The organism is Stenotrophomonas sp. YJH_SMC_33 (assembly GCF_059372295.1).
Genome location: NZ_JCAFVJ010000006.1, coordinates 229,592 through 252,544 on the forward strand (window position 1 = coordinate 229,592; position 22,953 = coordinate 252,544).

At 66.3% G+C, this 22,953-nt stretch carries 21 protein-coding genes; 9 read left to right on the plus strand and 12 right to left on the minus strand.

Annotated features, from left to right (window positions below; genetic code table 11):
• Positions 1-75 precede the first annotated feature (75 nt).
• Together AC5P9W_RS12040 and AC5P9W_RS12045 are read right to left on the minus strand one after the other, a co-directional pair.
• Positions 76-1,014 (minus strand): electron transfer flavoprotein subunit alpha/FixB family protein, encoded by a 939-nt coding sequence (locus AC5P9W_RS12040; protein ID WP_111103795.1) that lies wholly within the window; start codon positions 1,012-1,014, stop codon positions 76-78.
• Positions 1,014-1,760, minus strand: a complete 747-nt coding sequence (locus AC5P9W_RS12045) for an electron transfer flavoprotein subunit beta/FixA family protein (RefSeq protein ID WP_019660968.1) — start codon at positions 1,758-1,760, stop codon at positions 1,014-1,016. The genes AC5P9W_RS12040 and AC5P9W_RS12045 overlap by 1 nt, the downstream gene beginning before the upstream one ends.
• A 263-nt stretch (positions 1,761-2,023) precedes the next feature.
• On the opposite strand from AC5P9W_RS12045, the gene rfbB reads away from it, so the two are divergent.
• The 4 genes from rfbB to rfbD are packed head-to-tail and all read left to right on the plus strand — an operon-like array spanning position 2,024 to position 5,440.
• Complete coding sequence (gene rfbB, locus AC5P9W_RS12050; RefSeq protein WP_057496706.1) at positions 2,024-3,079, plus strand: dTDP-glucose 4,6-dehydratase; 1,056 nt, start codon at positions 2,024-2,026, stop codon at positions 3,077-3,079.
• A gap of 14 nt (positions 3,080-3,093) precedes the next feature.
• Positions 3,094-3,981, plus strand: a complete 888-nt coding sequence (gene rfbA, locus AC5P9W_RS12055) for a glucose-1-phosphate thymidylyltransferase RfbA (RefSeq protein WP_021202693.1) — start codon at positions 3,094-3,096, stop codon at positions 3,979-3,981.
• Positions 3,978-4,550, plus strand: a complete 573-nt coding sequence (gene rfbC / locus AC5P9W_RS12060; protein WP_057496705.1) for a dTDP-4-dehydrorhamnose 3,5-epimerase — start codon at positions 3,978-3,980, stop codon at positions 4,548-4,550. Before rfbA ends, rfbC begins: the two co-directional genes overlap by 4 nt.
• On the plus strand, positions 4,547-5,440 hold the full coding sequence (rfbD, locus tag AC5P9W_RS12065) for a dTDP-4-dehydrorhamnose reductase (RefSeq protein ID WP_019660972.1): 894 nt from the start codon (positions 4,547-4,549) through the stop codon (positions 5,438-5,440). The genes rfbC and rfbD overlap by 4 nt, the downstream gene beginning before the upstream one ends.
• Before the next feature lie 75 nt (positions 5,441-5,515).
• On the opposite strand, the gene AC5P9W_RS12070 is transcribed toward rfbD, so the two are convergent.
• The 3 genes from AC5P9W_RS12070 to AC5P9W_RS12080 form a co-directional block, all read right to left on the minus strand.
• Complete coding sequence (locus tag AC5P9W_RS12070; RefSeq protein WP_111103793.1) at positions 5,516-6,919, minus strand: mannose-1-phosphate guanylyltransferase/mannose-6-phosphate isomerase; 1,404 nt, start codon at positions 6,917-6,919, stop codon at positions 5,516-5,518.
• 12 nt (positions 6,920-6,931) lie between these two features.
• A complete protein-coding gene (locus AC5P9W_RS12075; protein WP_019660974.1) occupies positions 6,932-8,278 on the minus strand; it encodes a phosphohexomutase domain-containing protein in 1,347 nt (448 codons plus the stop codon).
• A 97-nt stretch (positions 8,279-8,375) separates the two neighbouring features.
• On the minus strand, positions 8,376-11,006 hold the full coding sequence (locus AC5P9W_RS12080; RefSeq protein ID WP_111103791.1) for a DEAD/DEAH box helicase: 2,631 nt from the start codon (positions 11,004-11,006) through the stop codon (positions 8,376-8,378).
• Between the two features lie 158 nt (positions 11,007-11,164).
• On the opposite strand from AC5P9W_RS12080, the gene AC5P9W_RS12085 reads away from it, so the two are divergent.
• Together AC5P9W_RS12085 and AC5P9W_RS12090 are read left to right on the plus strand one after the other, a co-directional pair.
• Complete coding sequence (locus tag AC5P9W_RS12085) at positions 11,165-11,896, plus strand: CoA transferase subunit A (RefSeq protein ID WP_111103789.1); 732 nt, start codon at positions 11,165-11,167, stop codon at positions 11,894-11,896.
• 1 nt (position 11,897) lies between these two features.
• The gene (locus AC5P9W_RS12090) at positions 11,898-12,530 is read left to right on the plus strand and encodes a CoA transferase subunit B (RefSeq protein WP_111103787.1); all 633 of its coding nucleotides are present in this window, start codon (positions 11,898-11,900) and stop codon (positions 12,528-12,530) included.
• Between the two features lie 34 nt (positions 12,531-12,564).
• Here the strand turns inward: AC5P9W_RS12090 and AC5P9W_RS12095 are convergent, their stop codons facing one another.
• Entirely contained in the window at positions 12,565-14,619 is a 2,055-nt protein-coding gene (locus AC5P9W_RS12095; RefSeq protein WP_188250032.1) for a glycoside hydrolase family 99-like domain-containing protein, read from the minus strand.
• 118 nt (positions 14,620-14,737) lie between these two features.
• On the opposite strand from AC5P9W_RS12095, the gene AC5P9W_RS12100 reads away from it, so the two are divergent.
• Positions 14,738-15,325, plus strand: coding sequence for an alpha-ketoglutarate-dependent dioxygenase AlkB family protein (locus tag AC5P9W_RS12100; RefSeq protein WP_495219266.1), 588 nt, complete (start codon positions 14,738-14,740; stop codon positions 15,323-15,325).
• A gap of 4 nt (positions 15,326-15,329) precedes the next feature.
• Here the strand turns inward: AC5P9W_RS12100 and AC5P9W_RS12105 are convergent, their stop codons facing one another.
• Genes AC5P9W_RS12105 through AC5P9W_RS12120 form a run of 4 tightly spaced genes read right to left on the minus strand, consistent with a single transcriptional unit; the run spans position 15,330 to position 18,848 of the window.
• A complete protein-coding gene (locus AC5P9W_RS12105) occupies positions 15,330-15,971 on the minus strand; it encodes an ABC-type transport auxiliary lipoprotein family protein (protein ID WP_021202701.1) in 642 nt (213 codons plus the stop codon).
• Positions 15,968-16,894, minus strand: a complete 927-nt coding sequence (locus AC5P9W_RS12110; protein ID WP_019660980.1) for an MlaD family protein — start codon at positions 16,892-16,894, stop codon at positions 15,968-15,970. The genes AC5P9W_RS12105 and AC5P9W_RS12110 overlap by 4 nt, the downstream gene beginning before the upstream one ends.
• 3 nt (positions 16,895-16,897) lie before the next feature.
• Positions 16,898-17,725: an ABC transporter ATP-binding protein gene (locus AC5P9W_RS12115; RefSeq protein WP_111097812.1), complete on the minus strand. Its 828-nt coding sequence runs from the start codon at positions 17,723-17,725 to the stop codon at positions 16,898-16,900.
• A gap of 1 nt (position 17,726) precedes the next feature.
• A complete protein-coding gene (locus AC5P9W_RS12120; RefSeq protein ID WP_058981024.1) occupies positions 17,727-18,848 on the minus strand; it encodes an ABC transporter permease in 1,122 nt (373 codons plus the stop codon).
• Between the two features lie 92 nt (positions 18,849-18,940).
• Here AC5P9W_RS12120 and AC5P9W_RS12125 point away from each other — a divergent pair, with 92 nt between their 5' ends.
• On the plus strand, positions 18,941-20,200 hold the full coding sequence (locus AC5P9W_RS12125; protein ID WP_019660983.1) for a threonine/serine exporter family protein: 1,260 nt from the start codon (positions 18,941-18,943) through the stop codon (positions 20,198-20,200).
• 109 nt (positions 20,201-20,309) lie between these two features.
• Here AC5P9W_RS12125 and AC5P9W_RS12130 read toward each other — a convergent pair whose 3' ends face one another.
• Both AC5P9W_RS12130 and AC5P9W_RS12135 read right to left on the minus strand, forming a co-directional pair.
• Positions 20,310-20,693, minus strand: a complete 384-nt coding sequence (locus AC5P9W_RS12130; RefSeq protein ID WP_010480700.1) for an H-NS histone family protein — start codon at positions 20,691-20,693, stop codon at positions 20,310-20,312.
• 221 nt (positions 20,694-20,914) lie between these two features.
• On the minus strand, positions 20,915-22,618 hold the full coding sequence (locus AC5P9W_RS12135) for a proline--tRNA ligase (RefSeq protein ID WP_495219264.1): 1,704 nt from the start codon (positions 22,616-22,618) through the stop codon (positions 20,915-20,917).
• A gap of 245 nt (positions 22,619-22,863) precedes the next feature.
• On the opposite strand from AC5P9W_RS12135, the gene AC5P9W_RS12140 reads away from it, so the two are divergent.
• Positions 22,864-22,953 (plus strand): transposase (locus AC5P9W_RS12140; RefSeq protein WP_288037469.1); only part of this gene is annotated, 90 nt, incomplete at its 3' end.

Below are 22,953 nucleotides of genomic sequence, written 5' to 3' on the forward strand. Positions count from 1 at the left end.
CAACGGAAGAGTATAGACGCCCGGGCAGGGTCCGGCATGACGACGGCGGCGCAGGCGCCGCCGCCGTCGCTTGAGTCAGAGCGCCTTTTCCAGCTCCGGCAGGATCGCAAATAGATCCCCAACCAAGCCGATATCGGCAATCTCAAAGATCGGCGAATCCGGATCCTTGTTGATCGCCACGATCGTACCGGCGTCCTTGATGCCGGTCAGATGCTGGATCGCACCGCTGATGCCCACCGCCACATACAGCTCCGGGGCGATGATCTTGCCGGTCTGGCCCACCTGCAGGTCGCTGGGCACGTAGCCGGCATCGACCGCGGCGCGCGAGGCACCGACGGCGGCGCCGAGCTTGTCGGCCAGCTGGAAGATGACCTTGAAGTTCTCTTCCGAACCGACGCCGCGGCCACCGGAGACCACGCGCTTGGCGCTCTGCAGGTCCGGGCGGTCGCTGGCAGCGGCGGCCAGGCCGATGAAGCGGGTGTGGCTCGGCAGGGCAGCATCGACGCTGGCCGCTTCAATGGCGGCACTGCCGCCCTGGGCGGCTTCCGGCCACGACGCGGCGCGTACGGTGGCGACCACGATCTGGTCGGCGGGGGCTTCCACGGTGATGATCGCGTTGCCGGCGTAGATCGGGCGCTTGAAGGTGTGGCTGCCTTCGACGGTCATCAGGTCGGAGACCTGGTTGACGCCCAGCAGGGCGGCCACGCAGGGCATCAGGTCCTTGCCGAAGGTGGTCGACGGGCCGAACACGTGGGTGTAGCCCTTGGCCAGCTGCGCGATCTGCGGCGCCAGCACCTGGGCGATGGCCTGCGCGTTGGCAGCGTTGGCCACGGTCAGAACCTTGGCGACGCCAGCGATCTTCGCGGCCTCAGCGGCAACGGCGGCCGGGTCGGCGGCCAGCACCAGCACGTCGATGCTGGCACCGCTGATGGCGGCAGCAGCGCTTACGGTCTTGGCGGTGGCGGCGTTGAGCTTGCCGTCGTGGTGTTCGGCGATGACGAGAATCCTGCTCATTACAGCAACCCCTTCTGCTTGAGTGCGGCCACCAGTTCAGCCGCGTCCTTGACCATCACACCCTTGCTGCGCTTGGACGGCGCGGCATACTGGGTGGTCTTGAAGGTATCGGCGGCTTCAACGCCCAGATCGGCCAGCTGCAGGGTCTCCAGCGGCTTGGCCTTGGCCTTCATGATGTCCGGCAGCTTGATGAAGCGCGGCTCGTTCAGGCGCAGATCGGTGGTGACCACTGCCGGCAGGTCCACTTCCAGCGTTTCCAGGCCGGCGTCGACTTCGCGGGTCACCGTGGCCTTGCCATCAGCAATCTCCAGCTTGCTGGCGAAGGTCGCCTGCGGGCGGCCCCACAGCGTGGCCAGCATCTGGCCAGTCTGGTTGGCGTCGTCGTCGATGGCCTGCTTGCCCAGGATCACCAGGTCCGGCTGTTCCTTCTCGATCAGCTTGAGCAGGGTGCGTGCGGCTGTCAGCGGCTGGATGGCCTGGTCGGTAACGACGTGAATGGCGCGATTGGCGCCCATGGCCAGGCCGTTGCGCAGGTGCGCCTGGGCATCGGCCGGGGCGATGGTGGCGACCACCACTTCGCTGGCAATGCCCTTGTCGCGCAGGCGCAGGGCTTCTTCCAGGGCGATTTCATCGAAGGGATTGGGGGACAGCTTGACGCCGTCGGTGACCACGCCGGAACCGTCCGGCTTGACCTGAATGCGGACGTTGTAGTCCACCACGCGCTTGTACGCGACGAGGATTTTCATCTGGTACGGGGTCCTTCAATAACTGGGGAGAACGTCCGGTCCTCGCACAGCAACCGGTTCGGGGGTGGGATCCCGATTCTAGCTGGCTTGAGCGGACCATGCGAATGCGTATGGTTATGCTGCGGTGCGGCATGGCTCGTGTGAATCGAGTGCGTCGTTCACGTCACGCAGGCAGTCGTGAAGACGAACCACATGTATCCTGTGCCGCTGTGTCGGGCGCTTCATAGCGCCCCTTGGATGAATTTCGATCAGGAGAACAGGTAGTGCCCACATGGCTTGTCACCGGCGGCGCCGGATTCATTGGCGGTAACTTCGTTCTCGAGGCCGTCGCGCGCGGCGTCAAGGTCATCAACCTCGATGTGCTGACCTATGCCGGCAACCTGAAGACCCTGTCCAGCCTGGACGGCAACCCCAACCACGTGTTCGTGCAGGGCGACATCGGCGACCGTGATCTGGTCGCCCGCCTGCTGGCCGAGCACCAGCCGGACGCCGTGCTGAATTTCGCTGCCGAAAGCCATGTCGATCGTTCCATCGACGGCCCGGGCGCCTTCATCCAGACCAACGTGGTGGGCACCCTGGGGCTGCTTGAAGCGGTCCGCGATTACTGGAAGGCGTTGCCGGCCGAGCAGGGCGCGGCCTTCCGCTTCCTGCATGTGTCCACCGATGAGGTGTATGGCACCTTGGGTGAGACCGGCAAGTTCAGCGAAACCACGCCGTATGCTCCGAATTCCCCGTACTCGGCGTCGAAGGCCGCCTCGGACCACCTGGTCCGTGCGTTCCACCACACCTACGGGTTGCCGGTGCTGACCACCAACTGCTCCAACAACTACGGCCCGTACCACTTCCCCGAGAAGCTGATCCCGCTGGTGATCGCCAAGGCGCTGGCCGGCGAGCCGCTGCCGGTGTACGGCGATGGCAAGCAGGTTCGCGACTGGCTGTTCGTCTCCGACCACTGCGAGGCGATCCGCACCGTGCTGGCCAAGGGCCAGGTCGGCGAGACCTACAACGTGGGCGGCAACTCGGAAAAGCAGAACATCGAAGTGGTGCAGGCCATCTGCGCACTGCTGGACCAGCGCCGCCCGCGTGCGGACGGCCAGCCGCGCAGCAGCCAGATCACCTACGTCGCCGACCGCCCCGGCCATGACCGCCGCTATGCGATCGATGCCTCCAAGCTGAAGAACGACCTGGGCTGGGAACCGGCCTACACCTTCGAGCAGGGCATCACCTTCACCGTCGACTGGTACCTGGACAACCAGGAATGGGTCAACGGCGTGCTGGACGGCAGCTACCGCCTGCAGCGCATCGGCACCGCGGCCTGAACCCAGGAGACACCATGACCCAGCGCAAGGGCATCATCCTCGCCGGTGGCTCCGGCACCCGGCTGTATCCGATCACCAAGGGCGTCAGCAAACAGCTGTTGCCGGTGTATGACAAGCCAATGATCTACTACCCGCTCAGCGTGCTGATGCTGGCGGGCATCCGTGAAGTGCTCATCATCAATACCCCGCACGAACAGGCGTTGTTCCAGCAGTTGCTTGGCGATGGCTCGCAGTGGGGCATGGACATCCAGTACGCCGTGCAGCCCAGCCCCGATGGGCTGGCCCAGGCGTATCTGATCGGCCGCGACTTCGTGGCCGGCAAGCCAAGCTGCCTGGTGCTGGGTGACAACATCTTCCACGGCCACGGCCTGCGCGAGGTGCTCAAGCGCGCCGATGAGCGCACCGACGGTGCCACCGTGTTCGGCTACTGGGTGAATGATCCGGAACGCTACGGCGTGGCTGAATTCGACAAGAGCGGCAAGGTCATCGACCTGGTCGAGAAGCCGGAGAATCCGCGTTCGAACTATGCGGTGACCGGCCTGTACTTCTATGACGGCAATGCCAGCGCGCATGCCGCCGACCTGAAGCCGTCGCCCCGTGGCGAACTGGAGATCACCGATCTCAACAAGCGCTACCTAGCCGAAGGCAACCTGCATCTGGAAGCACTGGGCCGCGGCTATGCCTGGCTCGATACCGGCACCCACCAGTCGCTGCTGGAAGCGTCCAACTTCATCGAGACCATCCAGACCCGGCAGGGCCTGCAGGTCTGCTGCCCGGAGGAAATCGCCTTCGGCCAGGGCTGGATCAACGCCGAACAGCTCGAAGCGCTGGCGGCGCCGCTGATCAAGAATGGCTACGGCCAGTACCTGCACAAGCTCGCATTGCGTGGAGTTGTTCCGTGAAAGTGATTGAAACCAAGTTGCCCGGTTGCGTGGTGATCGAGCCGGCGGTGTTTGGCGATGCCCGCGGCTATTTCTTCGAGACCTGGAATGCCGAGCGCTTTGCCGCGCTGGGCCTGCCGGATCGCTTCGTGCAGAGCAACGTGTCGACGTCAGCGCAGGGTGTGCTGCGTGGCCTGCATTACCAGTGGCCGCGCCCGCAGGGCAAGCTGGTCAGCGTGCTGGAAGGCGAGGTCTATGACGTGGCCGTCGACATCCGTCGCGGCTCGCCGACCTTCGGCCAGTGGGAAGCGGTGGTGCTGAGTGCGGAGAACAAGAAGCAGTTCTGGATTCCGGAAGGCTTCGCCCACGGCTTTGCAGTGCTGTCCGAGCGCGCGGTGTTCAGCTACCTGTGCACCGAGGTCTACCTGAAGGACTTCGACGCCGGCGTGCGCTGGAACGATGCCGACATCGCCGTGGACTGGCCGGTCAGTGCACCGACCCTGTCGGCCAAGGACGAGAATGCGCCGTTCCTGAAGGACATCGCCGAAGACCGCCTGCCGGTCTACACCGCCGCCCAGGGCGCGCCATGACCGTGCTGGTGTTCGGTGGCAACGGCCAGGTCGGCCAGGAGCTGCTGCGCGCGCTGGCGCCGCTGGGCAAGGTGGTCGCGACCACCCGCAGCGGCACTCTGCCGGATGGCAGCGCCTGCGAAACCGCCGATTTCGGCCAACCTGAAAGCCTGCCGGCCCTGCTGGACCGTCTTCAGCCGTCGGTGGTGGTGAATGCTGCGGCCTATACCGCCGTTGATCGTGCCGAGCAGGATGTGGAAGCTGCGTTTGCGGCCAACGCGCAGGCGCCTGGCATGATCGCGCGTTGGTGTGCGGCCCATGGCGTGCCGTTCGTGCATTACTCCACCGACTACGTGTTCGATGGCCAGGGCACCGCGCCGTACCGCGAGGACGAGCCGACCGCGCCGCTGGGTGTGTATGGCACCAGCAAGCGCGATGGTGAGGATGCGGTACGCGCAGCCGGCGGTCGCCACCTGATCTTCCGCACGGCCTGGGTGTATGCCTCGCATGGGGCAAATTTCCTGCGCACCATGTTGCGCGTCGGCGCCGAGCGCGACCAGCTGCGTGTGGTGGCCGACCAGGTCGGTACGCCGACGCCGGCCGCGCTGATCGCTGATGTTACTGCGCAGGCGCTGCGGCATCCGGGCCAACTGTCCGGTACCTGGCACCTGACCGCCAGCGGCCAGACCAGCTGGCATGGGTTCGCCGAAGCGATCTTCGCCGAAGCGCTGGTTACCGGCGTGTTGGCGAAGGTGCCGGCGGTCGAGGCGATTCCCAGTTCCGAGTATCCGACCCCGGCCAAGCGCCCGGCCTGGTCGGTGCTGGACAACCGCAAGCTGCAGCAGGATTTCAGCATCGTACTGCCGAGTTGGCAGGATGGCCTGAAGCGGGTGATGGCGGAGATTGCCTGACCCGGCAGGCGGCGTGCCGACCAACGGTCGGCACCCACCCCGACCAACGGTCGGTCGCCTCCAGCGGGCGCCGGGTCAGCTGCGCCCGTAGGTATCCTCGAAGCGCACGATGTCGTCCTCGCCAAGGTAGCTGCCGGACTGCACTTCGATCAGTTCCAGCGGCAGCTTGCCCGGGTTGCGCAGGCGATGGGTCACGCCCAGCGGGATGTACGTGCTCTGGTTTTCGCTGAGCAGGATCACTTCGTCGCCGCGGGTCACTTCTGCGGTGCCGCTGACCACGATCCAGTGCTCGGCGCGGTGATGATGCATCTGCAGGCTGAGTGTGCCGCCGGGCTTGACCGTGATGCGCTTGACCTGGAAGCGTGCACCATTGTCGATTGAATCGTACGCGCCCCACGGGCGGTAGACCTTGCGATGCCACGTGGCCTCGCTGCGGCCTTCGGACTTCAGCTGACCAACAACGGTCTTGACCTCCTGCATGCGGTCGGCCCTGCCGACCAGCACCGCGTCGTCGGTCTCGACGACAATCACGTCATCCAGGCCGACCAGTGCCACCAGGCGCTGTGCATAGGCATAGGTGTTGCGGCAGTCGATGGCGATCACATCGCCCTGGTGGGCGTTGCCATCGCCGTCCTGCTGCGAGACATCGCGCAGGGCTGTCCACGAGCCGACATCGTTCCAGCCGGCGTCCAACGGAATCACCACGGCGTCGGCGGTTTTTTCCATCACGGCATAGTCGATGGAATCAGAGGGAACGGCGGCGAAGGCGTCCTTGTCCAGGCGGGTGAAATCCGAATCGCGGCGGGCCTGCTGCCAGGCCTGGCGGCTGCCGGCCAGCATGCCGGGCTGGAAGCGCTCCAGTTCCTGCAGGTAGCGCGAGGCCTTGAACAGGAACATGCCGCTGTTCCAGTAATACTGGCCGCTGCTGACGTAACCGCTGGCGGTCTCGAGGTCGGGCTTTTCGACAAAGCGCTCGACCGCACGCAGACCCTGCCCATCGGCGGCCTTGATATAGCCGTAGCCGGTTTCCGGACCGGTCGGCACGATGCCGAAGGTCACCAGCTTGCCGGTTTCGGCGGCACTGGCGGCGGCCTGCACGGCGCTGCGGAAGGCGGCTTCGTCGGTGATCACATGGTCCGAGGGCAGCACCAGCAGCAGCGCATCGGCCCCGTCGCGGGTGGCTTCCAGGGCTGCGACCGCGATTGCCGGCGCCGTGTTGCGGCCAACCGGTTCCAGAATGATGGCCGCCGGCTCGGCGCCGACCTGCTGCAGCTGCTCGGCAGCGACAAAGCGGTGCTCCTCGTTGGCGATCACCAGCGGGCCATGCGCGGCGATCGGCGCCACCCGTTTCCAAGTGGCCTGCAGCATCGTCAGTTCGCCCGCCAACGGCAGGAACTGCTTCGGGTACGCCTCGCGCGACAGCGGCCACAGGCGGGTCCCGGAGCCACCGGACAGAATGACGGGCTGGATGATGCTCATGGTCGTCCTTGATTACTGCTGGATTAGGCGGGAAATTTCGTCGGTACGCGCCTGCATCAGCGCGGCGTCACCACGGGCTTCGACATTCAGGCGCAGCAGCGGTTCGGTGTTGGAGCTGCGCAGGTTGAAGCGCCAGCCGCCGAAGTCGGCACTGATGCCGTCGGTGTGATCCAGTACCGGTGATTGCGCCGCGAAGTGCTCCATCACGCGGGCCACGGCAGCCTTGGCATCGGCCACCTTGAAGTTGATCTCGCCACTGCACGGATAGGCCGCCATGCGGTCTTCGACCCACTCGGCCAGTGAGCGGCCGCTCTCGGAGATCAGCTGCGCGATCAGCAGCCACGGGATCATGCCGGAGTCGGCATAGGCGAACTCGCGGAAATAGTGGTGGGCGCTCATCTCGCCACCGTACACGGCGTCTTCGGCGCGCATCTTTTCCTTGATGAAGGCATGGCCGCTCTTGCACTGCACCGGCACACCGCCCGCCTGTTCGACCATATCCACGGTGTTCCAGACCAGGCGCGGGTCATGCACGACCTTGCCGCCGGGATTGCGTGCCAGGATCGCCTTGGCCAGCAGACCGACCAGGTAGTAGCCCTCGATGAAGCGGCCGGTGTGGTCGAAGAAGAAGCAGCGGTCGAAGTCACCGTCCCAGGCAATGCCGAAATCGGCACCGTGTTCACGCACCGCATCGGCGGTGGCGGCGCGGTTCTCCGGCAGCAGCGGGTTGGGAATGCCGTTGGGGAAGCTGCCGTCCGGTTCGTGGCAGATGCGGATGAACTCGAACGGCAGGTGCGGGGCCAGCAGGTCGACGATCGCGCCCGCGCCGCCGTTACCGGCATTCACCACCAGCTTCAGCGGCTTGAGCCTGCTGGCATCGACATAGCTGAGCAGGTGCTGGATGTAGGCGCTCTTGTCGTGCTGGGCAACCTGCCCGGCACGCGGCGGCTGGGCCTCGGACGTATCGGCGGAAACCGCGTCGGAGATTGCGAACAGGCCGGTATCGGAGCTGATCGGCCGGGCATTCTCCTTGACCAGCTTCATGCCGTTGTAATCCATCGGGTTGTGGCTGGCGGTGACCATCACGCCGCCGGCCGCGCCCAGATGGTCGGTCTGGAAATAGACTTCTTCCGTGCCGCACAGGCCGATGTCGATCACCTCGCGCCCGGTACCACGCAGGCCGGTGGCCAGTGCATCCTGCAGCGCCGGGCTGGTCAGGCGCACATCGTGGCCGAGGACCACTGGACCGGGAGCGAGCTGCGCGGCCAAGGCGACGCCGATGCGGCGGGCCAGGTCTTCGTTCAGTTCTTCCGGCACACGGCCGCGGATATCGTAGGCCTTGAAGGCGGGCAGGGGCATCGATCAGTTCCTTTGTGAGCTCAGTCCCCAATTGTAGTCCCAGTCATGTATGGGAATCGTTTCCATCGGGGAACGCCACCTGACTGGCGTCCGGAGGTCAGCTTCGCGTCGACCGCTTGCCCGCTTTGCGCAAACGCTTGCCGGGCAGGCCCGGCAACGGCGCCAGCAGCGCCTGCACGTCTTCTTCGCTGAAGCGTGGCCCCGTAGCGCCGCCGCCTTCGAGAATGGCGTCGGCCAGCGTGGCCTTGCGCTCCTGCAGCTCGGCAATCCGTTCTTCGATGCTGCCTGCGGCGATCAGCCGGTAAACGAACACCGGCTGCTGCTGGCCGATGCGATGGGCGCGATCGCTGGCCTGGTTTTCGGCCGCCGGATTCCACCACGGGTCGAAGTGGATGACGGTATCGGCGGCGGTCAGGTTCAACCCGACGCCACCTGCCTTCAGGCTGATCAGGAATACCGGCACCTCGCCCTGCATGAAGCGCTGCACCGGCGTGGCCCGGTCCTGGGTGTCGCCGGTCAGGGTCACATAGGCCAAGCCCAGCTGATCCAGTGCCTGCGCGATCAGCGCGAGCATGCCGGTGAACTGCGAGAACAGCAGGATGCGCCGGCCTTCCTCGACCATCGACGGCAGCATCTCGCGCAGCAGGTCCAGCTTGGCTGAGCCCGCATTGCGCGCCGGGGCATCACCAGGCAGCAGGCGCGGATCGCAGCAGACCTGGCGCAGCTTCAGCAACGCATCCAGTACCACGATGTGGCTGCGCGCCAGCCCGCTGCCGCTGATGGCTTCGCGCACCTGCTTTTCCATCGCTGCGCGCACGGTTTCATAGAGATCACGCTGGCCGCTCTCCATTTCCACCGCGCGGGTAATGACGGTCTTGGGCGGAAGCTCTGACGCCACCTGGTCCTTGCGCCGGCGCAGTATGAACGGACGCAGCCGTTGCGCCAGCAAGGTGGCGCGGCGGTGGTCGCTGCCACGTTCGATCGGATGGCGCCAATGCTGGTTGAACTGTTTCTCGCTGCCTAGCAGGCCGGGCAGCAGGAAGTCGAACTGCGTCCACAGTTCGCCCAGGTGGTTTTCCAGCGGCGTGCCGGTCAGGCACAGCCGGTGGCGCGCCTGCAGCGTGCGCAGGGTGATGGCCGCGCGTGACTTCGGATTCTTCACCTGCTGGGCTTCATCCAGAATCAGCAGATGGTAGGTATGTGCCTGCAGCGCCTGCTCGTCGCGCCACAGCAGAGGGTAGGTGGTCAGTACAAGGTCGTGCCCGGGAATCGCCTCGAACAGCGTTTCACGTGCCGGCCCGTGCAGGGTCAGCACGCGCAGGCCCGGGGTGAAGCGTGCCGCTTCGCTCTGCCAGTTGTGCAGCAGCGAAGTGGGCACCACCAGCAGCGTCGGACGGTCCAGGCGACCGGCTTCCTTCTCGACCAGCACATGCGCCAGCGTCTGCACGGTTTTGCCCAGGCCCATGTCATCGGCCAGCACGCCCCCCAGGCCCTGCTGGCGCAGGTACTGCAGCCACGACAGGCCTTCGCGCTGATAGGGACGCAGCGTTGCCACCAGCCCTGCCGGCGGCGGCACTTCGCCCAATGCGGGTGCCTGCATCAGCCGCTGCACCAGTGCCTGGGTGTCCTTGCGCCCGCGGAACTGCAGGCGCGCCGTGTCCTGCAGCGCCTGCAGGCGGCCACGGTCAAGCACAGACAGGCGCAGCGGCGCGCCACGCTGGGCGAACAGATCCGTCAACAGGGCCATGATCGGTTTCAGTCGTGCGGCCCGCAATGCCAGGCGCGTGTTGTCGCCCGCCATCAACAGAATGTTCTCATCATCGCCGATGGCGTCCAGCTGGCCACGCATCCAGCGGGGATCGGACTGCAGCACCTGCTGCAGCAGCGGAACCATCGACACGTTGCGGCCTTCCACCTGGATGTCCAGGCCCAAGTTGAACCAGCCCGCATCCGCCGGGTCCGCCTGGATGTCCAGGTCGATCTCATCCACCCGGGTGATGCGATGGCGGAAATCGTCGTCGGTCTCTACCTTCCAGCCCAAGGCTTCCAGGCGCGGTACGTCGTCCAGCAGGAACCGTGTCCAGTCATGGGTGCGCAGCTGGAACTGAGGTCCTGCGCCCTCCAATGGCGCCCGCGGCGCCGTGTCGCGATGCAGTCCCACCGTGCGCAGCTCGGCCTCGCGCCGTGATTCCTCGGCCAGGTCGCGGGGCAGCAGCGCAAGCTGGCCCTCCGGATCGTGGGCGAACAGGCTCGGATCATCCAGGAACCGCACGTGCTCGTCGTATTCGAAGGCCACGGTGGCGATATCGGCCCATTGCGAAGGGTCGCGTGGGCCGAGCCACGGCGGACGGAACTCGACCGTGTGCAGGCGCAGGACGGGGGTCATCGAACGGATCAGCAGCGTTGGCAGCGTGCTGCTGTCGTCGGGCATGGGGGGCGTATGGTCGATCTGCTGCAGCATCTGCGCCAGCACAGCCGCCACGTGCATGCAGTCGTGGCCGAGCGGGCAGGAACACCGGTTGCGCAGCAGGCTGCGCGGATGGCGAAGACTGGCGGCCAGGTCGATCTCCACCCGGTAGGAGTACTTGGCCGGGATCTTTACCTCAGCGACCAGAATGTCACCGAACAGACGCATGCTATGGACTTCCGACAGGCCATGGTCGCTCATTTCCAGCGTCCGGCCTTCCATCCAGCGGAGCAGGTCTTCTTCGGTGTAGGTATGGGCCATCAACGAGGGTGGGGCGGGCACGGGGCCGGCCATTGGCAGGGGAACCCGGCATTCTACGGAACCCTGTGCGATGCCCGTGCAATGCTGCGGCGCATCCAGGCCCTTCGCCGCCCTCCAGCTAGAATGCGGTCATCCTCAACGTGCAGGGTAGTACAGCAATGCAGCAATCGACTTCCACCGGCAAGCGCAGCAAGCGCTTCGCCAGTGCGGCGGAGGCCCTGCAAGGGGTGGTCGCCGATGGCCAGACGCTGGCCGTGGGCGGCTTCGGCCTGTGTGGCATTCCCGAGGCATTGATCGCCGCGCTGCGCGACAGTGGCGTCAAGGGCCTGACCGTGATCTCCAACAATGCCGGCGTTGATGGTTTCGGTCTGGGCCAGCTGCTGGAAACCCGGCAGATAAAGAAGATGATTTCGTCCTATGTGGGCGAGAACAAGGAGTTCGAGCGGCAGTTCCTGGCCGGCGAGCTCGAGCTGGAATTCAACCCGCAGGGCACCCTGGCCGAACGCCTGCGTGCCGGCGGCGCAGGCATTCCGGCGTTCTTCACCGCCACCGGCTATGGCACTGTGGTGGCCGAAGGCAAGGAAACCCGCGAGTTCGACGGCAAGCACTACGTGATGGAAACCGCGCTGCGCGCCGATGTGGCACTGGTCAAGGCCTGGAAGGCCGACGAGGCCGGCAACCTGGTGTTCCGCAAGACCGCGCGCAACTTCAACCCCGCCTGTGCGATGGCCGGCAAGGTCTGCATCGTGGAAGTGGAAGAGGTGGTGCCGGTGGGTGCCATCGATCCGGACCAGGTGCACCTGCCGGGCATCTTCGTGCACCGCATCGTGCACAACCCGCATCCTGAGAAGCGTATCGAACAGCGCACCATCCGCGCGGAGGGCAACTGACATGGCGTGGACCCGCGATGAGATGGCGGCGCGTGCCGCCCGCGAACTGACCGATGGTGCCTACGTGAACCTGGGCATCGGCCTGCCGACCCTGGTCGCCAACCACATCCCCGAAGGCGTGGACGTGTGGCTGCAGTCGGAGAACGGCCTGCTGGGCATCGGGCCGTTCCCGACCGAAGCCGAGGTCGATGCCGACCTGATCAATGCCGGCAAGCAGACCGTCACCGCGCGTGCCGGTGCCAGCTACTTCGGCAGCCACGACAGCTTTGCGATGATCCGTGGCGGTCACGTCAATCTCGCCATCCTCGGCGCCATGCAGGTCACCGACAAGGGCGACCTGGCCAACTGGATGGTGCCCGGCAAGATGGTCAAGGGCATGGGCGGCGCGATGGACCTGGTCGCCGGCGTGCAGCGCGTGGTGGTGTTGATGGAGCACACCGCCAAGAACGGTGAGCACAAGATCCTAGCCGAATGCACGCTCCCGCTGACGGGTGTTGGCGTGGTCGACCGGATCATCACCGACCTGGCGGTGTTCGACGTGACTGACAAGGGCCTGCTGCTGGTGGAGGCCGCGCCGGGTGTCAGTGATGACGAGCTGAAGGAAAAGACCGGCGTCGCATTCCAGCGCGGCTGATCGATACGGGCAAGGGGGGCGCGTTGTGCCCCCTTCAACGTCGGCCGCGTCGGGCGTAGGCGTACTCGTCGCTGCTGGCATCGGCCTCGCCGAGGCAGGCTGCGGCCGTCGCGACGCGCAGTCCAGCGTGTTCGCAGCAGGCACCCAGTACACGTTCAATGGCGTGGGCCAGCGTTCCATCGATCTGGCCCTGCTCGATGTCGAATGCGCTGCGATACAGGTGCGCGTCCAACAATGGGCGCAGGGCCTGCAGCCGCCACCAGCCCATACTGCCGGCGCCGAATAGACTGGTGTCCACGGGCTTTTCCAGTCCAAGCCACGCCTGCAGCCGTGCCAGTAGGGGGGCATTGCCACCGACGAATTCGGCAACGGGAAGCAGATGCCCTTCGGCGACCACCATGCCCAGGGCGGGGTCGGCCTGGAATGCGGCATGGATGCGTGCGGCACGTCCTCCCCGGACCAGCCGTTGCAGTAGTTCCTGCCGCCACTGATCGCCATCTGTGCGATGGGTCGAGCGTTTCGTGTGCAGTTTCAGCACGACGTCGTGGCCCGTCTGCAGCAACCGCTCGGCAACTTCCAGGAACGGAAGTATGTCGCGACCGTGGTTGTCGACGGCCACGACCTCACCCTCAAGCCCATGCGCCGCCAAGGCCTGCCGGACCTGATCCATCTGCTGCACCGGGGTGGTCACCACGATTGCCCACTCCAGTGCCGCCTCGCGCAGTGCGGTCAACACTTCCGGCAGCGTTTCCAGATACCAGGCGTGCAGATGCACTGCCGGTACCAGGCCGGAGGGCGGTGCTGGCACCAGAGCATCGCGCGTGGCCTGCAGCCAGGCATGCCCCAGCCGCGCATCCGGTTCCAGCACCGCACCTTCGGCCCATTCGTTCCATGCGTTTATGAACACCAGTCGCTGCGCCGGCGGTGCTGCGGAGAGGCGTTCATGGATCGTGGTGCGCAGCCAATCGCGGTAGCCACGCGGAGAGGCGTGCAGGTAGACGCGGCCACGACCGGAACGACGAGCCTCGTTGTCCCAGCCGGGGTTCACGCCGGGGTACAGCGGATAGTCCGGCAGCGGCCGCGCCGCGATGTCGGTGGCCAGTTCGCGCCAGTCGCGGACATCGCCATTGAAATCTGGATTGAGCAGCCACTGTTGCGCCGACAACGAGCGTGGGTTGCTCATGTTCGGCGGGAATTCGACAGCGGCATCGAAGCCGATGTCGCGCGGGTCGGGGCGTTCGAAGCCCTGCACATAGGCCAGGTGGATCTTGCCTACACCGTTGTCGCGGCACCAGCGGCGCCAGCGCTCGGCGGTGGCGCGTGCATCGGGCAGCAGGTTCGGGCGGTAGACCAGCAGCATGGGCCGGCCATCGACCTTCAGCGCACGGCGATCGCGCAGGTACGGCGCCACGTGGGTGATGAAGGCCAGGTCGTCGGCGGCGCTGTGCTGCTGGCCGATCAGGATGTCGTCGTCGCGGCCATCCCAGCGGCGTGCCCAGTTTTCATTGGCCCAGCACAGGCAGAACGGCAGTTCGATGCTGTCGTCGGCCAGCCATTGGCGCAGCGGGTCTTCCATCAGCGTGCGGCCGCTGAACCAGTAGTAATAGAAGCAGAACGCGCCGATGCCATGCTCGGCGGCAAGCCGCGCCTGGTCACGCATCACCTGCGGGTTGCGCAGGTCATAGAAACCCAGATCGGCCGGAAGCCGCGGTTGGATGTGGCCTTCGAACTGTGGCAGCGCGCGGGTGACGTTGCGCCATTCGGTGAACCCCTTGCCCCACCATGTGTCATTCTCGGGGAAGGTGTGGAACTGTGGCAGGTAGAACGCGACCAGTGTGGCGGGCATCGGATCCGGCAGCGCAGCCTTCTGGTGCGGGCGGTAGCCGATCGCGGCCTCGTCGGCGCGCCAGCGGAGTTGCGCACTGGCCCGTGTAGCACCCGCGTCCTGCTGTCCCTTTGGCGGCGAGGGTACCCAGTCGCCGTGCCGTGCCAACAGCCGTGTGCGCAACCGGTCGCGCTGCGCCTGCGGCAGCGGCAAGGCCCGGAACACGGCGCGCAGCAACGGGAACAGCAATTGGCGCAGGCTCATCGGATGGGGCCCCGGCAAGTCAGGCAATCGGATGGTATCGGCATCTGGGAAACAGTCATGGGGCCATTTTCGACGTTGCTGGCCACGACGGCAAACGCCGGCGTGCTAGCGTGTGGCCATGCTGTTCCCCTACGACCTGCCCGGTGCCGACGTCCAGCTCCTGCCGGGCTGGCTGGCTGCGGCCGATGCCGACCGGCTCGTGTCCACACTGCACGCCGAAGTTCCGTGGGAGGTCCATCGCATCCGCATGTTCGGCAACTGGGTGGATTCGCCAAGGCTGAGCTGCTGGATTGGCGATCCGCAGGCGCGCTACCGCTATTCCGGGGCTGAATTCGTGCCGCACCCATGGCCACCCGCGTTGCAGGCCGTGCGTGAGCGCTTGCAGGCAGAAGGCTTCGGCCGCTTCAACAGCGTGCTGCTGAACCGCTATCGCGGCGGCGGCGACTACATGGGATGGCACAGCGATGACGAGCCGGAGTTGGGTCCGGCCCCGGTGATTGCGTCGCTGAGTCTGGGCGCATCGCGTCGATTCCTGCTGCGCCGGCGCGATGATCCGGCGCGCAAGGCCGAGTACCTGCTCGGCCACGGCGATCTGCTGGTAATGGCGGGGCAGACGCAGAGGTTCTACCAGCACGCGCTTCCGAAGATGGCGCGGGTGCAGGGTGAGCGGATCAACCTGACGTTCCGCTGGATTGCGCCGCGCTGATCGATCAGCGCGCGACGTTAGGCTGGTCGGCCTGCCCGCTCACCAGTGTCCACCCCACCACATCCTGCGCCAGCTGCTGCAGGCCACGTTCGAACGCCGCGGTCACCGCCGGTACGTCGGTGCTGCCGACCGGCTGCGCCTGGCGGAACGTACGGTCGGCCACCACGCGCTGGTCGGCGACGTGGATCAGCTTGGCGTTGACCTCGATCACCACGGTCGGCGTGGCCTGGCCCTGGTAATCCGATTCGAAGCGGCGCACGTCGGTGGACAGCTTGTAGTCGGCACGGATGCCGGCGGTGCTGCGCGCCACGCCGCGGATGCGCCCGGAATCCTCGAAGCCGCGCAGCAGGGTGTCCTCGATCATGTCGGTGGCCGGCTGTGCCCAGCTGGCGCCCTTGTAGATTTCCATCTGCGAAGGCGTCGGCCGCACATTGATGCGCGGGCTGTCGACCAGGCGCGCGGCGCTCGGCTTGGCCAGTACCAGCTGCCAGCTGGCCTGTGGCCACGCCGGGTCGGCCTTCACCTGCACCGAGGGCGAGTACAGCGTCACTGCGGTTTTCTCGCTGCTGCCAAGGATGGAGCAGCCGCCCAGCAGGGCGACCATCGAAGCGGCCAGCAGCAGGCGCGGAAGGGGGGGCGGGCTCATTTGGGTTCGAACTCCTTCGGTGCGTCGCGGCCCAGCAGGTAGCGCGCGGGGTTGTTCTCGAGGCGATCGCTGACCCGGCGCAGGTCGCGGATCAGGCCGCGCAGCTCGGTCAGCGTCGGGCCGAGCTGGCCGAGGCCATCATTGGCGAAGCTGTTGATCGCGGCGCGGTTCTCGCCAAGGATCGAATCGGCGTTGCCGGCGGCCGAGTCGAGCTTGGCCAGGGTGGCATCGAGCTTGTCGATGATGCCCGGCAGCTGCTGCACCAGGTTCCTGTCCAGGCGCTCGATGGTGCCGTTGGTGGTCTTCAGCGTGGTGTCCAGGCTGCGGGCGGCATCGCGCGCGCTGAGCAGCAGCGCCTGGGTACCCTGGTCGCGGTCGGCCAGGCCACCGCTGATGGTCTCCAGGTTGGCCAGCGTGGCATTGATCGAGGCTACATTGCGGTCGCTGAGGATCTGGTCCATGCGCTCGACGATGCGGTTGGCAACATCGGTGATGTTCTGCAGCGCCGACGGCGTGGTCGGTATGATCGGTGCCGGGTCCTTGTTGACTGTGGTCAGCGCCGGCGACTGCGGCGTACCGCCGCTGAGCTGGATGATCGACGGGCCGGTGAGGCTGGTGATCGCCAGCTTGGCGCGGGTATCGGTCTTGACCGGCGTGGTCGAGTTCAGGCGGATGCGTGCGACCACCTGGCGCGGGTCGTCCGGCACCAGGTTCAGTTCGACGATCGACCCGACCGCGATGCCGTTGTACTGCACCGGGCTGCCCACCGACAGGCCGGTCACCGCCTCGCGGAACACCACGCGGTATTCCTGCCAGGTGCGGTCGGAAGAGTACTTGGCCGCCCACAGGCCGAACGCCAGCAGGGCCAGGCCGGTGATCAGGGTGAACGCGCCGATCAGCACGTAGTTGGCTTTGGTTTCCATGGCTCAGGCACTCTCGATCTGTTCGCCACGCGCGGCGCGCGCGCGGGGTCCGTGGAAGTATTCCTGGATCCACGGATGATCCAGTTTCTCGATTTCCGGGAGGGGCGCGTTGGCAACGACCCTGCGGTCGGCCAGCACGGCCACGCGGTCGCAGATGGCGTACAGGGTGTCCAGGTCGTGGGTGATCAGGAACACGGTCAGCCCCAGCGCTTCCTGCAGGGTCTTGATCAGTCGGTCGAACGCGGCCGCGCCGATCGGGTCGAGGCCGGCGGTGGGTTCGTCCAGGAACAGCAGCGGCGGGTCCAGCGCCAGCGCCCGGGCCAGGCCGGCGCGCTTGCGCATGCCGCCGGACAGCTGCGAGGGCAGCTTGTTGATCGCGTCGGCGGGCAGGCCGGCCAGCTTCACCTTCAGCAGTGCCAGCTCGTAATGCCAGCGCTCGGGCAGTTCGCGGTGGTGTTCCTTCAGCGGCACCTGCACGTTCTCGCCCACGGTCAGTGACGAAAACAGTGCGCCGTCCTGGAACAGCACGCCGGTGTTGCGTTCGATGTGCAGGCGGCTCTCGGCGTCGTCGGCACGCGCGTCGCGGCCCAGCACTTCGATCTGGCCTTCGTCGGGCGTGCGCAGGCCCAGGATGGAGCGCATCAGCACCGACTTGCCGGTGCCGGAGCCACCGACCACGCCCAGGATCTCGCCGCGACGCACGTCCAGGTCCAGGTCTTCGTGCACGGTCTGGCTGCCGAAACGGTTGACCAGGCCGCGCACGCGGATGGCCAGCTCGTGGCCGTCGTCGTCCTGCATGGGAATGTCTCCGGGCGTCGGATGCGTGCTCATGTCACCAGCCCATGTGCATGAACCACAACGCCGCGAAGGCGTCGATGATGATCACCAGCGAGATCGTCTGCACCACGCTGGAAGTAGTGCGTTCGCCTACCGACTGTGCCGTGCCTTCGACCTTCAGGCCTTCCAGGCAGCCGATCAGGCCGATCACCAGCGCGAATACCGGCGCCTTCGACAGGCCGACCAGCATGTGCCGCACCTCCATGGTCTCGTGCATGCGCGCGATGTACATCTGCGGCGGGATGTCGAGGTCGAACGCACCGACGGTGATGCCGCCGGCCAGGCCGGCGATCATCGCGATGAAGGTCAGCAGGGGCAGGGTGACCAGCAACGCCAGCAAGCGAGGCAGCACCAGCAGGTCGACCGGGTCCAGGCCCAGCGTGCGCATCGCATCGATTTCCTCGCGCGCCTTCATCGCGCCGATCTGTGCGGTGAAGGCGCTGGCGGTACGGCCGGCCAGCACGATCGCGGTCAGCAGCACCGCGAACTCGCGCAGGAAGGCGATGTTGACCAGTTCGACCACGTAGATCTCGGCGCCGAAGTCGCGCAGGATGGTTGAGCCGAGGAAGGCGATCACCGCACCGACCAGGTAGGACAGCAGTGCCACCAGCGGCACCGCATCCAGCCCGACCTGCTCCATCTGGTGCACGGTGGCGGTAAGGCGGAAGCGGCGCGGTTCCTTGACCAGGCGGGCCGCCTTGACCAGGTTCTCGCCGAGGAAACTGCACAGCGCCTTGATGTTGTGGCCTGTGGCATGGACGCTGACACCCAGCCGCTCCAGTGCCGCCAGCACGCCGAAGTCGCGCTTGGGCTTGGGCCGGTCGTCGGCGACTTCCTCGATGGTGCACACCAGCGCCTGGTGATCCGCGCGGAACTTCAGTGCGTCTTCGCCGAGGTCGGCGCGATGGGCCACGCGCAGCACCTGCAGCACGCCGGCCGAATCCATCTTCTCGATGGCGGTGGCATCGATGCCGGTCAGCGTGTCAGGAACGCCACGCAGGACCTCGGCCGCGGCCAGCGCGGTCTTCAAGGTCCAGGTGCCGGACAGGCGGATCACGCCCGGATCATGGGCGTCCTGTTCGAGCTGGGGGGCGTGGTTCGGGGTCACTTGGGCCATTCCGGTCGCAGCATAACCGTTCTGTATTGGCCATCGCGTCGAACTCGGATGAATTTCTCCGGTCAGGCCCCGCCTAGGTAATACTACGGCGCATGTCCGCAGATGCTCACACGATCCCCACGCCCCAGGCCACCTACGCGCAGCGGGTGGCCTTCGTTTCCGAGATCGCCGGACGCCTGCACAGCTATGGCACCACGGCCCAGCGCCTGGAAACGGCGGTGGTGGCACTGGCTCGCCAGCTCGACCTGGATTGTGAACCGTGGTCGAACCCCACCGGCATCATCCTCAGCTTCAGCGATCCGGCGCAGGCGATCGGCTCCAGTGACATCACCCGGGTGATCCGCCTGGCGCCCGGCGAGAACGACCTGCACAAGCTCAGCGTCGCCGACCATATTGCCGAAGAAGTGGCCAACGGCCGGATGAGCATCGCCCAGGGCCACACCGCGCTGCGCCAGCTGGACAAGGATCCGGGCCGGCGCGGCAAGCTGCGCACGATCCTCTCGTTCACCCTTGGCGCGGCCGGCGTGGCCGGCATGTGGAAGCTGCCGTGGCTGGACATTGCGACCGCCGGTGTCATCGGCCTGATGATCGGCCTGCTCGGCATGGTCACCGACCGTCGCCCGGCCACCCGCGAAGCCGCCGAGGCACTGGCCGCGCTGTTGGCCGGCCTGGTCGCCACCCTGGTTGCGTCCTTTATTGGTGCGCTCAACCTCAACACGGTGATCATCGCCTCGCTGGTAGTGCTGCTGCCCGGCATGTCGCTGACCAATGCGGTCAACGAACTGGCCAGCCAGCACTGGGTATCGGGCACCGCGCGCTTTGCCGGCGCGCTGACCACCATCATGAAGCTCAGCGTCGGCGCGATGATCGCGGTGACCCTGGCCGACGTGCTCGGCCTCGACCCGGTGATCCGCGCGGCTCGGCCGCAGGGGCCGTGGGTGGAGTGGGGCTCGCTGCTGACCGCGGCATTCGCGTTCGCGATGCTGTTCAAGGCCAATCGTCGCGACTATCCGTGGGTGATTGCCGCCTCGGTGGCCGGTTATGCGATCTCCAAGTTTGGCGGCCACGCCTGGGGCGCGCCGGCCGGCATCTTCCTGTCGGCGATGCTGCTGACCGCCGGTGGCAATCTGTTCGGTCGTCTGGTCGGGCGTCCGGGCGCGATCATCCGCCTGCCCGGCATCATCATGATGGTGCCCGGCAGCACCAGTCTGCGCGGCGTGCTGACCCTGGTCCAGCAGCAGGACGTGGGCGCCGGCCAGAGCGTGTTCCTTACCGTGCTCAACGTGGTGATGGCATTGGTGGCCGGCCTGCTGTTCGGCAATCTGCTGATGCCCGCCCGCAAGACTCTGTAGAGCCGAGCCCATGCTCGGCTTCGGATATGGATAGCCGAGCGTGGGCTCGGCTCTACAAACAAAAAACGCCGGCCTTCGCCGGCGTTTTCCATTGCATCCCGATCCGGCCTCAGGCCTTCTTGATCAGGAAATCTTCCGGCTTCTTGTTGCCCTTGGCAGTCAGCTCAGCCATCCAGCGCGGCTGCTTGCCACGGCCGGTCCAGGTTTCCTTGGGGTTGGCCGGGTTGCGGTACTTCGGGGCAACCTTGCCCAGCTTGCGGCCGGCGGTCTTCGACGGGGCCTTGGCGGCCGGAGCGGCCTTGCGGGCACGCGTGGCCGGGGCGCTGCCGAACAGTTCTTCGATGGTGTAACCCTCGGTCTTGGCCAGCTTGGTCAGCTGGGCCCGGACCTTGGTGATCGGCCGGCGCTTGGCGACGATGGTCTGCTGCTTCTTGGCGGTACGGATCAGGGCGCCCAGCTCGCGTGCTGACAGGCCGGTCAGGTCAATGCTCATTTACGGTTACTCCGGAAACTAATGTGTGGACGGGACAAGCCAGTCCATGGCGTCGGCGGACAGAATAGAGATGAATTAATCACAGCACAAATGCAGGCGGGTCATGGCGTGGCGGCATGCAGGCGCCGTCGCGGTGATTTTGACCGGATTATGTCCGCTGCAATATCGGGGAAGACCGCGGCAGAAAAAAAGACCGGGGCAGGGCCCGGTCTTTTTCCTGATCAGCCCTGCAGACGCTGCAGCAGGGAGGCCTTGTCCAGGCTTTCCGCTTCGCTGGCGCGGCGCGAGCGGTATTCGTAGGTACCGGCGGCCAGGCCGCGTTCGCTGACCACCACGCGGTGCGGGATGCCGATCAGTTCCATGTCGGCGAACATCGCGCCCGGGCGCAGGCCGCGATCGTCAAGCGCCGCGTCCAGGCCGGCATCGCGCAGTTCCTGCAACAGGTTGGCCGCAGCGTCGGCCACGGCAGCATCGCCCTTCGGGTTGATCACGCACACCACCACCTGCCACGGCGCCATCGCGTCCGGCCAGATGATGCCGGCGTCGTCATGGTTCTGTTCGATCGCGGCAGCTACCACGCGCGAGATACCGATGCCATAGCAGCCCATCGCCATCACCGCCGCCTTGCCGTTTTCATCCAGCACGGTGGCATCCAGCGCTTCGGCGTACTTGCGACCGAGCTGGAACACGTGGCCGACTTCGATGCCACGGGCAATCTTCAGTTCGCCACCGTCCAGTGCGCGGTCACCGGCACGCACGTTGCGGATGTCCGCCACTTCCGGTTCCGGCAGGTCGCGGCCCCAGTTGACGCCGGCCAGGTGGAAGCCGGTTTCGTTGGCGCCGACGACGAAGTCCGACATCGCCGCCACTTCGCGATCGGCGACCACGCGGATGGGCTTGGCCGGGGCGACCGGGCCGAGGAAGCCCGGCACGCTGCCCAGATGCTCGGCGATCTCCGCCTCGCTGGCGAAGCGCTGTTCGTCCAGGCCGGCAACCTTGGTCAGCTTGATCTCGTTGACTTCATGGTCACCGCGCACCAGTACCAGCACGAACTGCTGTGCCTTTCCTTCACCCGCGATCAGCGCCACCGACTTCACCGTGCGCTGCAGGTCGATGCCGAGCAGGGCCGCGACCTCCTCGCAGGTCTTCTGGGTGGGGGTGTCGACCTTGCGCATGGCTTCGCTGGCGGCCGCACGCGGCTCCGGATCGGCGGCAATCGCCGCTTCCATGTTGGCCGCGTAGTCCGAGCCGGTGGAGAACACCAGCGCGTCTTCGCCGGAATCGGCGATCACGTGGAATTCCTGCGACGCATCGCCGCCGATTGCGCCGGAGTCGGCCTGCACCATGCGGAAGTCCAGGCCGAGGCGGGTGAAGATGCGGCTGTAGGCCGACTTCATGTTCTCGTATTCGCGCACCAGGCACTCGTCGTGCAGGTGGAACGAATAGGCGTCCTTCATCAGGAACTCGCGCGAACGCATCACGCCGAAACGCGGGCGGATCTCGTCGCGGAACTTGGTCTGTACCTGGTAGAAGTTCACCGGCAGTTGCTTGTAGCTGGACAGCTCGCTGCGCGCGAAGTCGCAGGCGGCTTCCTCGGCGGTCGGGCTGTAGCAGAACACCTGGTCCTTGCGGTCCTTGATCTTCAGCAGCTGCGGGCCGAACTTCTGCCAGCGCCCGGTCTGCTCCCACAGTTCCTTCGGCTGGATGGTCGGGATCTGGAATTCCACGGCACCGGCGCGGTCCATTTCCTCGCGCACGATGCGCTCGACCTTGCGCAGCACGCGCAGGCCCAGCGGCGACCAGGTGTACAGGCCCGATGCCAGCTTGCGGATCATGCCCGCGCGCAGCATCAGCCGGTGGCTGGTGAGCTCGGCGTCGCTGGGGGTTTCCTTGGTGGTGTGCAGGTGGAACTGGGAGAGGCGCATCGTCGGCTTCGGATAACGGCAGAGACGCCTATTCTGCCAGCCCGGCCGGGGGGAGGGGTATCGGCAGGGCTGCGCCCTGCACCCGCAGTAGTGCCGGCCGCTGGCCGGCAACCTCAGAAGCAACAGTCGAAGCAACAGCGGGCTTCCCGTGGGATGGCGGGGTGGGTCAGGTTGCGGGAGACGCCGTAAACCCATCCTGAAGTGACCCCCGGGAGTTGGACGCCAGATCCAACCCCGAGGAATACATGCACAGATACGACGCTCGTTTCAAACTGCAGGTCGCCAAAGAGGCCTGCAAGACCTCCACATCAGTCAAAGCCGTTGCTCGTCGCCAC

What these genes read in the sequence shown, in the direction of transcription:
- AC5P9W_RS12125 (WP_019660983.1), top strand. Translation starts at nt 18,941, where the DNA reads ATGTCCGCAGATGCTCACACGATCCCCACGCCCCAGGCCACCTACGCG.
- AC5P9W_RS12110 (WP_019660980.1), bottom strand. Translation starts at nt 16,894, where the DNA reads ATGGAAACCAAAGCCAACTACGTGCTGATCGGCGCGTTCACCCTGATC.
- AC5P9W_RS12120 (WP_058981024.1), bottom strand. Translation starts at nt 18,848, where the DNA reads ATGGCCCAAGTGACCCCGAACCACGCCCCCCAGCTCGAACAGGACGCC.
- AC5P9W_RS12085 (WP_111103789.1), top strand. Translation starts at nt 11,165, where the DNA reads ATGCAGCAATCGACTTCCACCGGCAAGCGCAGCAAGCGCTTCGCCAGT.
- AC5P9W_RS12130 (WP_010480700.1), bottom strand. Translation starts at nt 20,693, where the DNA reads ATGAGCATTGACCTGACCGGCCTGTCAGCACGCGAGCTGGGCGCCCTG.
- AC5P9W_RS12080 (WP_111103791.1), bottom strand. Translation starts at nt 11,006, where the DNA reads ATGGCCCATACCTACACCGAAGAAGACCTGCTCCGCTGGATGGAAGGC.
- rfbD (WP_019660972.1), top strand. Translation starts at nt 4,547, where the DNA reads ATGACCGTGCTGGTGTTCGGTGGCAACGGCCAGGTCGGCCAGGAGCTG.
- AC5P9W_RS12070 (WP_111103793.1), bottom strand. Translation starts at nt 6,919, where the DNA reads ATGAGCATCATCCAGCCCGTCATTCTGTCCGGTGGCTCCGGGACCCGC.
- AC5P9W_RS12040 (WP_111103795.1), bottom strand. Translation starts at nt 1,014, where the DNA reads ATGAGCAGGATTCTCGTCATCGCCGAACACCACGACGGCAAGCTCAAC.
- AC5P9W_RS12075 (WP_019660974.1), bottom strand. Translation starts at nt 8,278, where the DNA reads ATGCCCCTGCCCGCCTTCAAGGCCTACGATATCCGCGGCCGTGTGCCG.
- AC5P9W_RS12090 (WP_111103787.1), top strand. Translation starts at nt 11,898, where the DNA reads ATGGCGTGGACCCGCGATGAGATGGCGGCGCGTGCCGCCCGCGAACTG.
- AC5P9W_RS12100 (WP_495219266.1), top strand. Translation starts at nt 14,738, where the DNA reads ATGCTGTTCCCCTACGACCTGCCCGGTGCCGACGTCCAGCTCCTGCCG.
- AC5P9W_RS12045 (WP_019660968.1), bottom strand. Translation starts at nt 1,760, where the DNA reads ATGAAAATCCTCGTCGCGTACAAGCGCGTGGTGGACTACAACGTCCGC.
- AC5P9W_RS12105 (WP_021202701.1), bottom strand. Translation starts at nt 15,971, where the DNA reads ATGAGCCCGCCCCCCCTTCCGCGCCTGCTGCTGGCCGCTTCGATGGTC.
- rfbA (WP_021202693.1), top strand. Translation starts at nt 3,094, where the DNA reads ATGACCCAGCGCAAGGGCATCATCCTCGCCGGTGGCTCCGGCACCCGG.
- AC5P9W_RS12095 (WP_188250032.1), bottom strand. Translation starts at nt 14,619, where the DNA reads ATGAGCCTGCGCCAATTGCTGTTCCCGTTGCTGCGCGCCGTGTTCCGG.
- AC5P9W_RS12115 (WP_111097812.1), bottom strand. Translation starts at nt 17,725, where the DNA reads ATGAGCACGCATCCGACGCCCGGAGACATTCCCATGCAGGACGACGAC.
- AC5P9W_RS12135 (WP_495219264.1), bottom strand. Translation starts at nt 22,618, where the DNA reads ATGCGCCTCTCCCAGTTCCACCTGCACACCACCAAGGAAACCCCCAGC.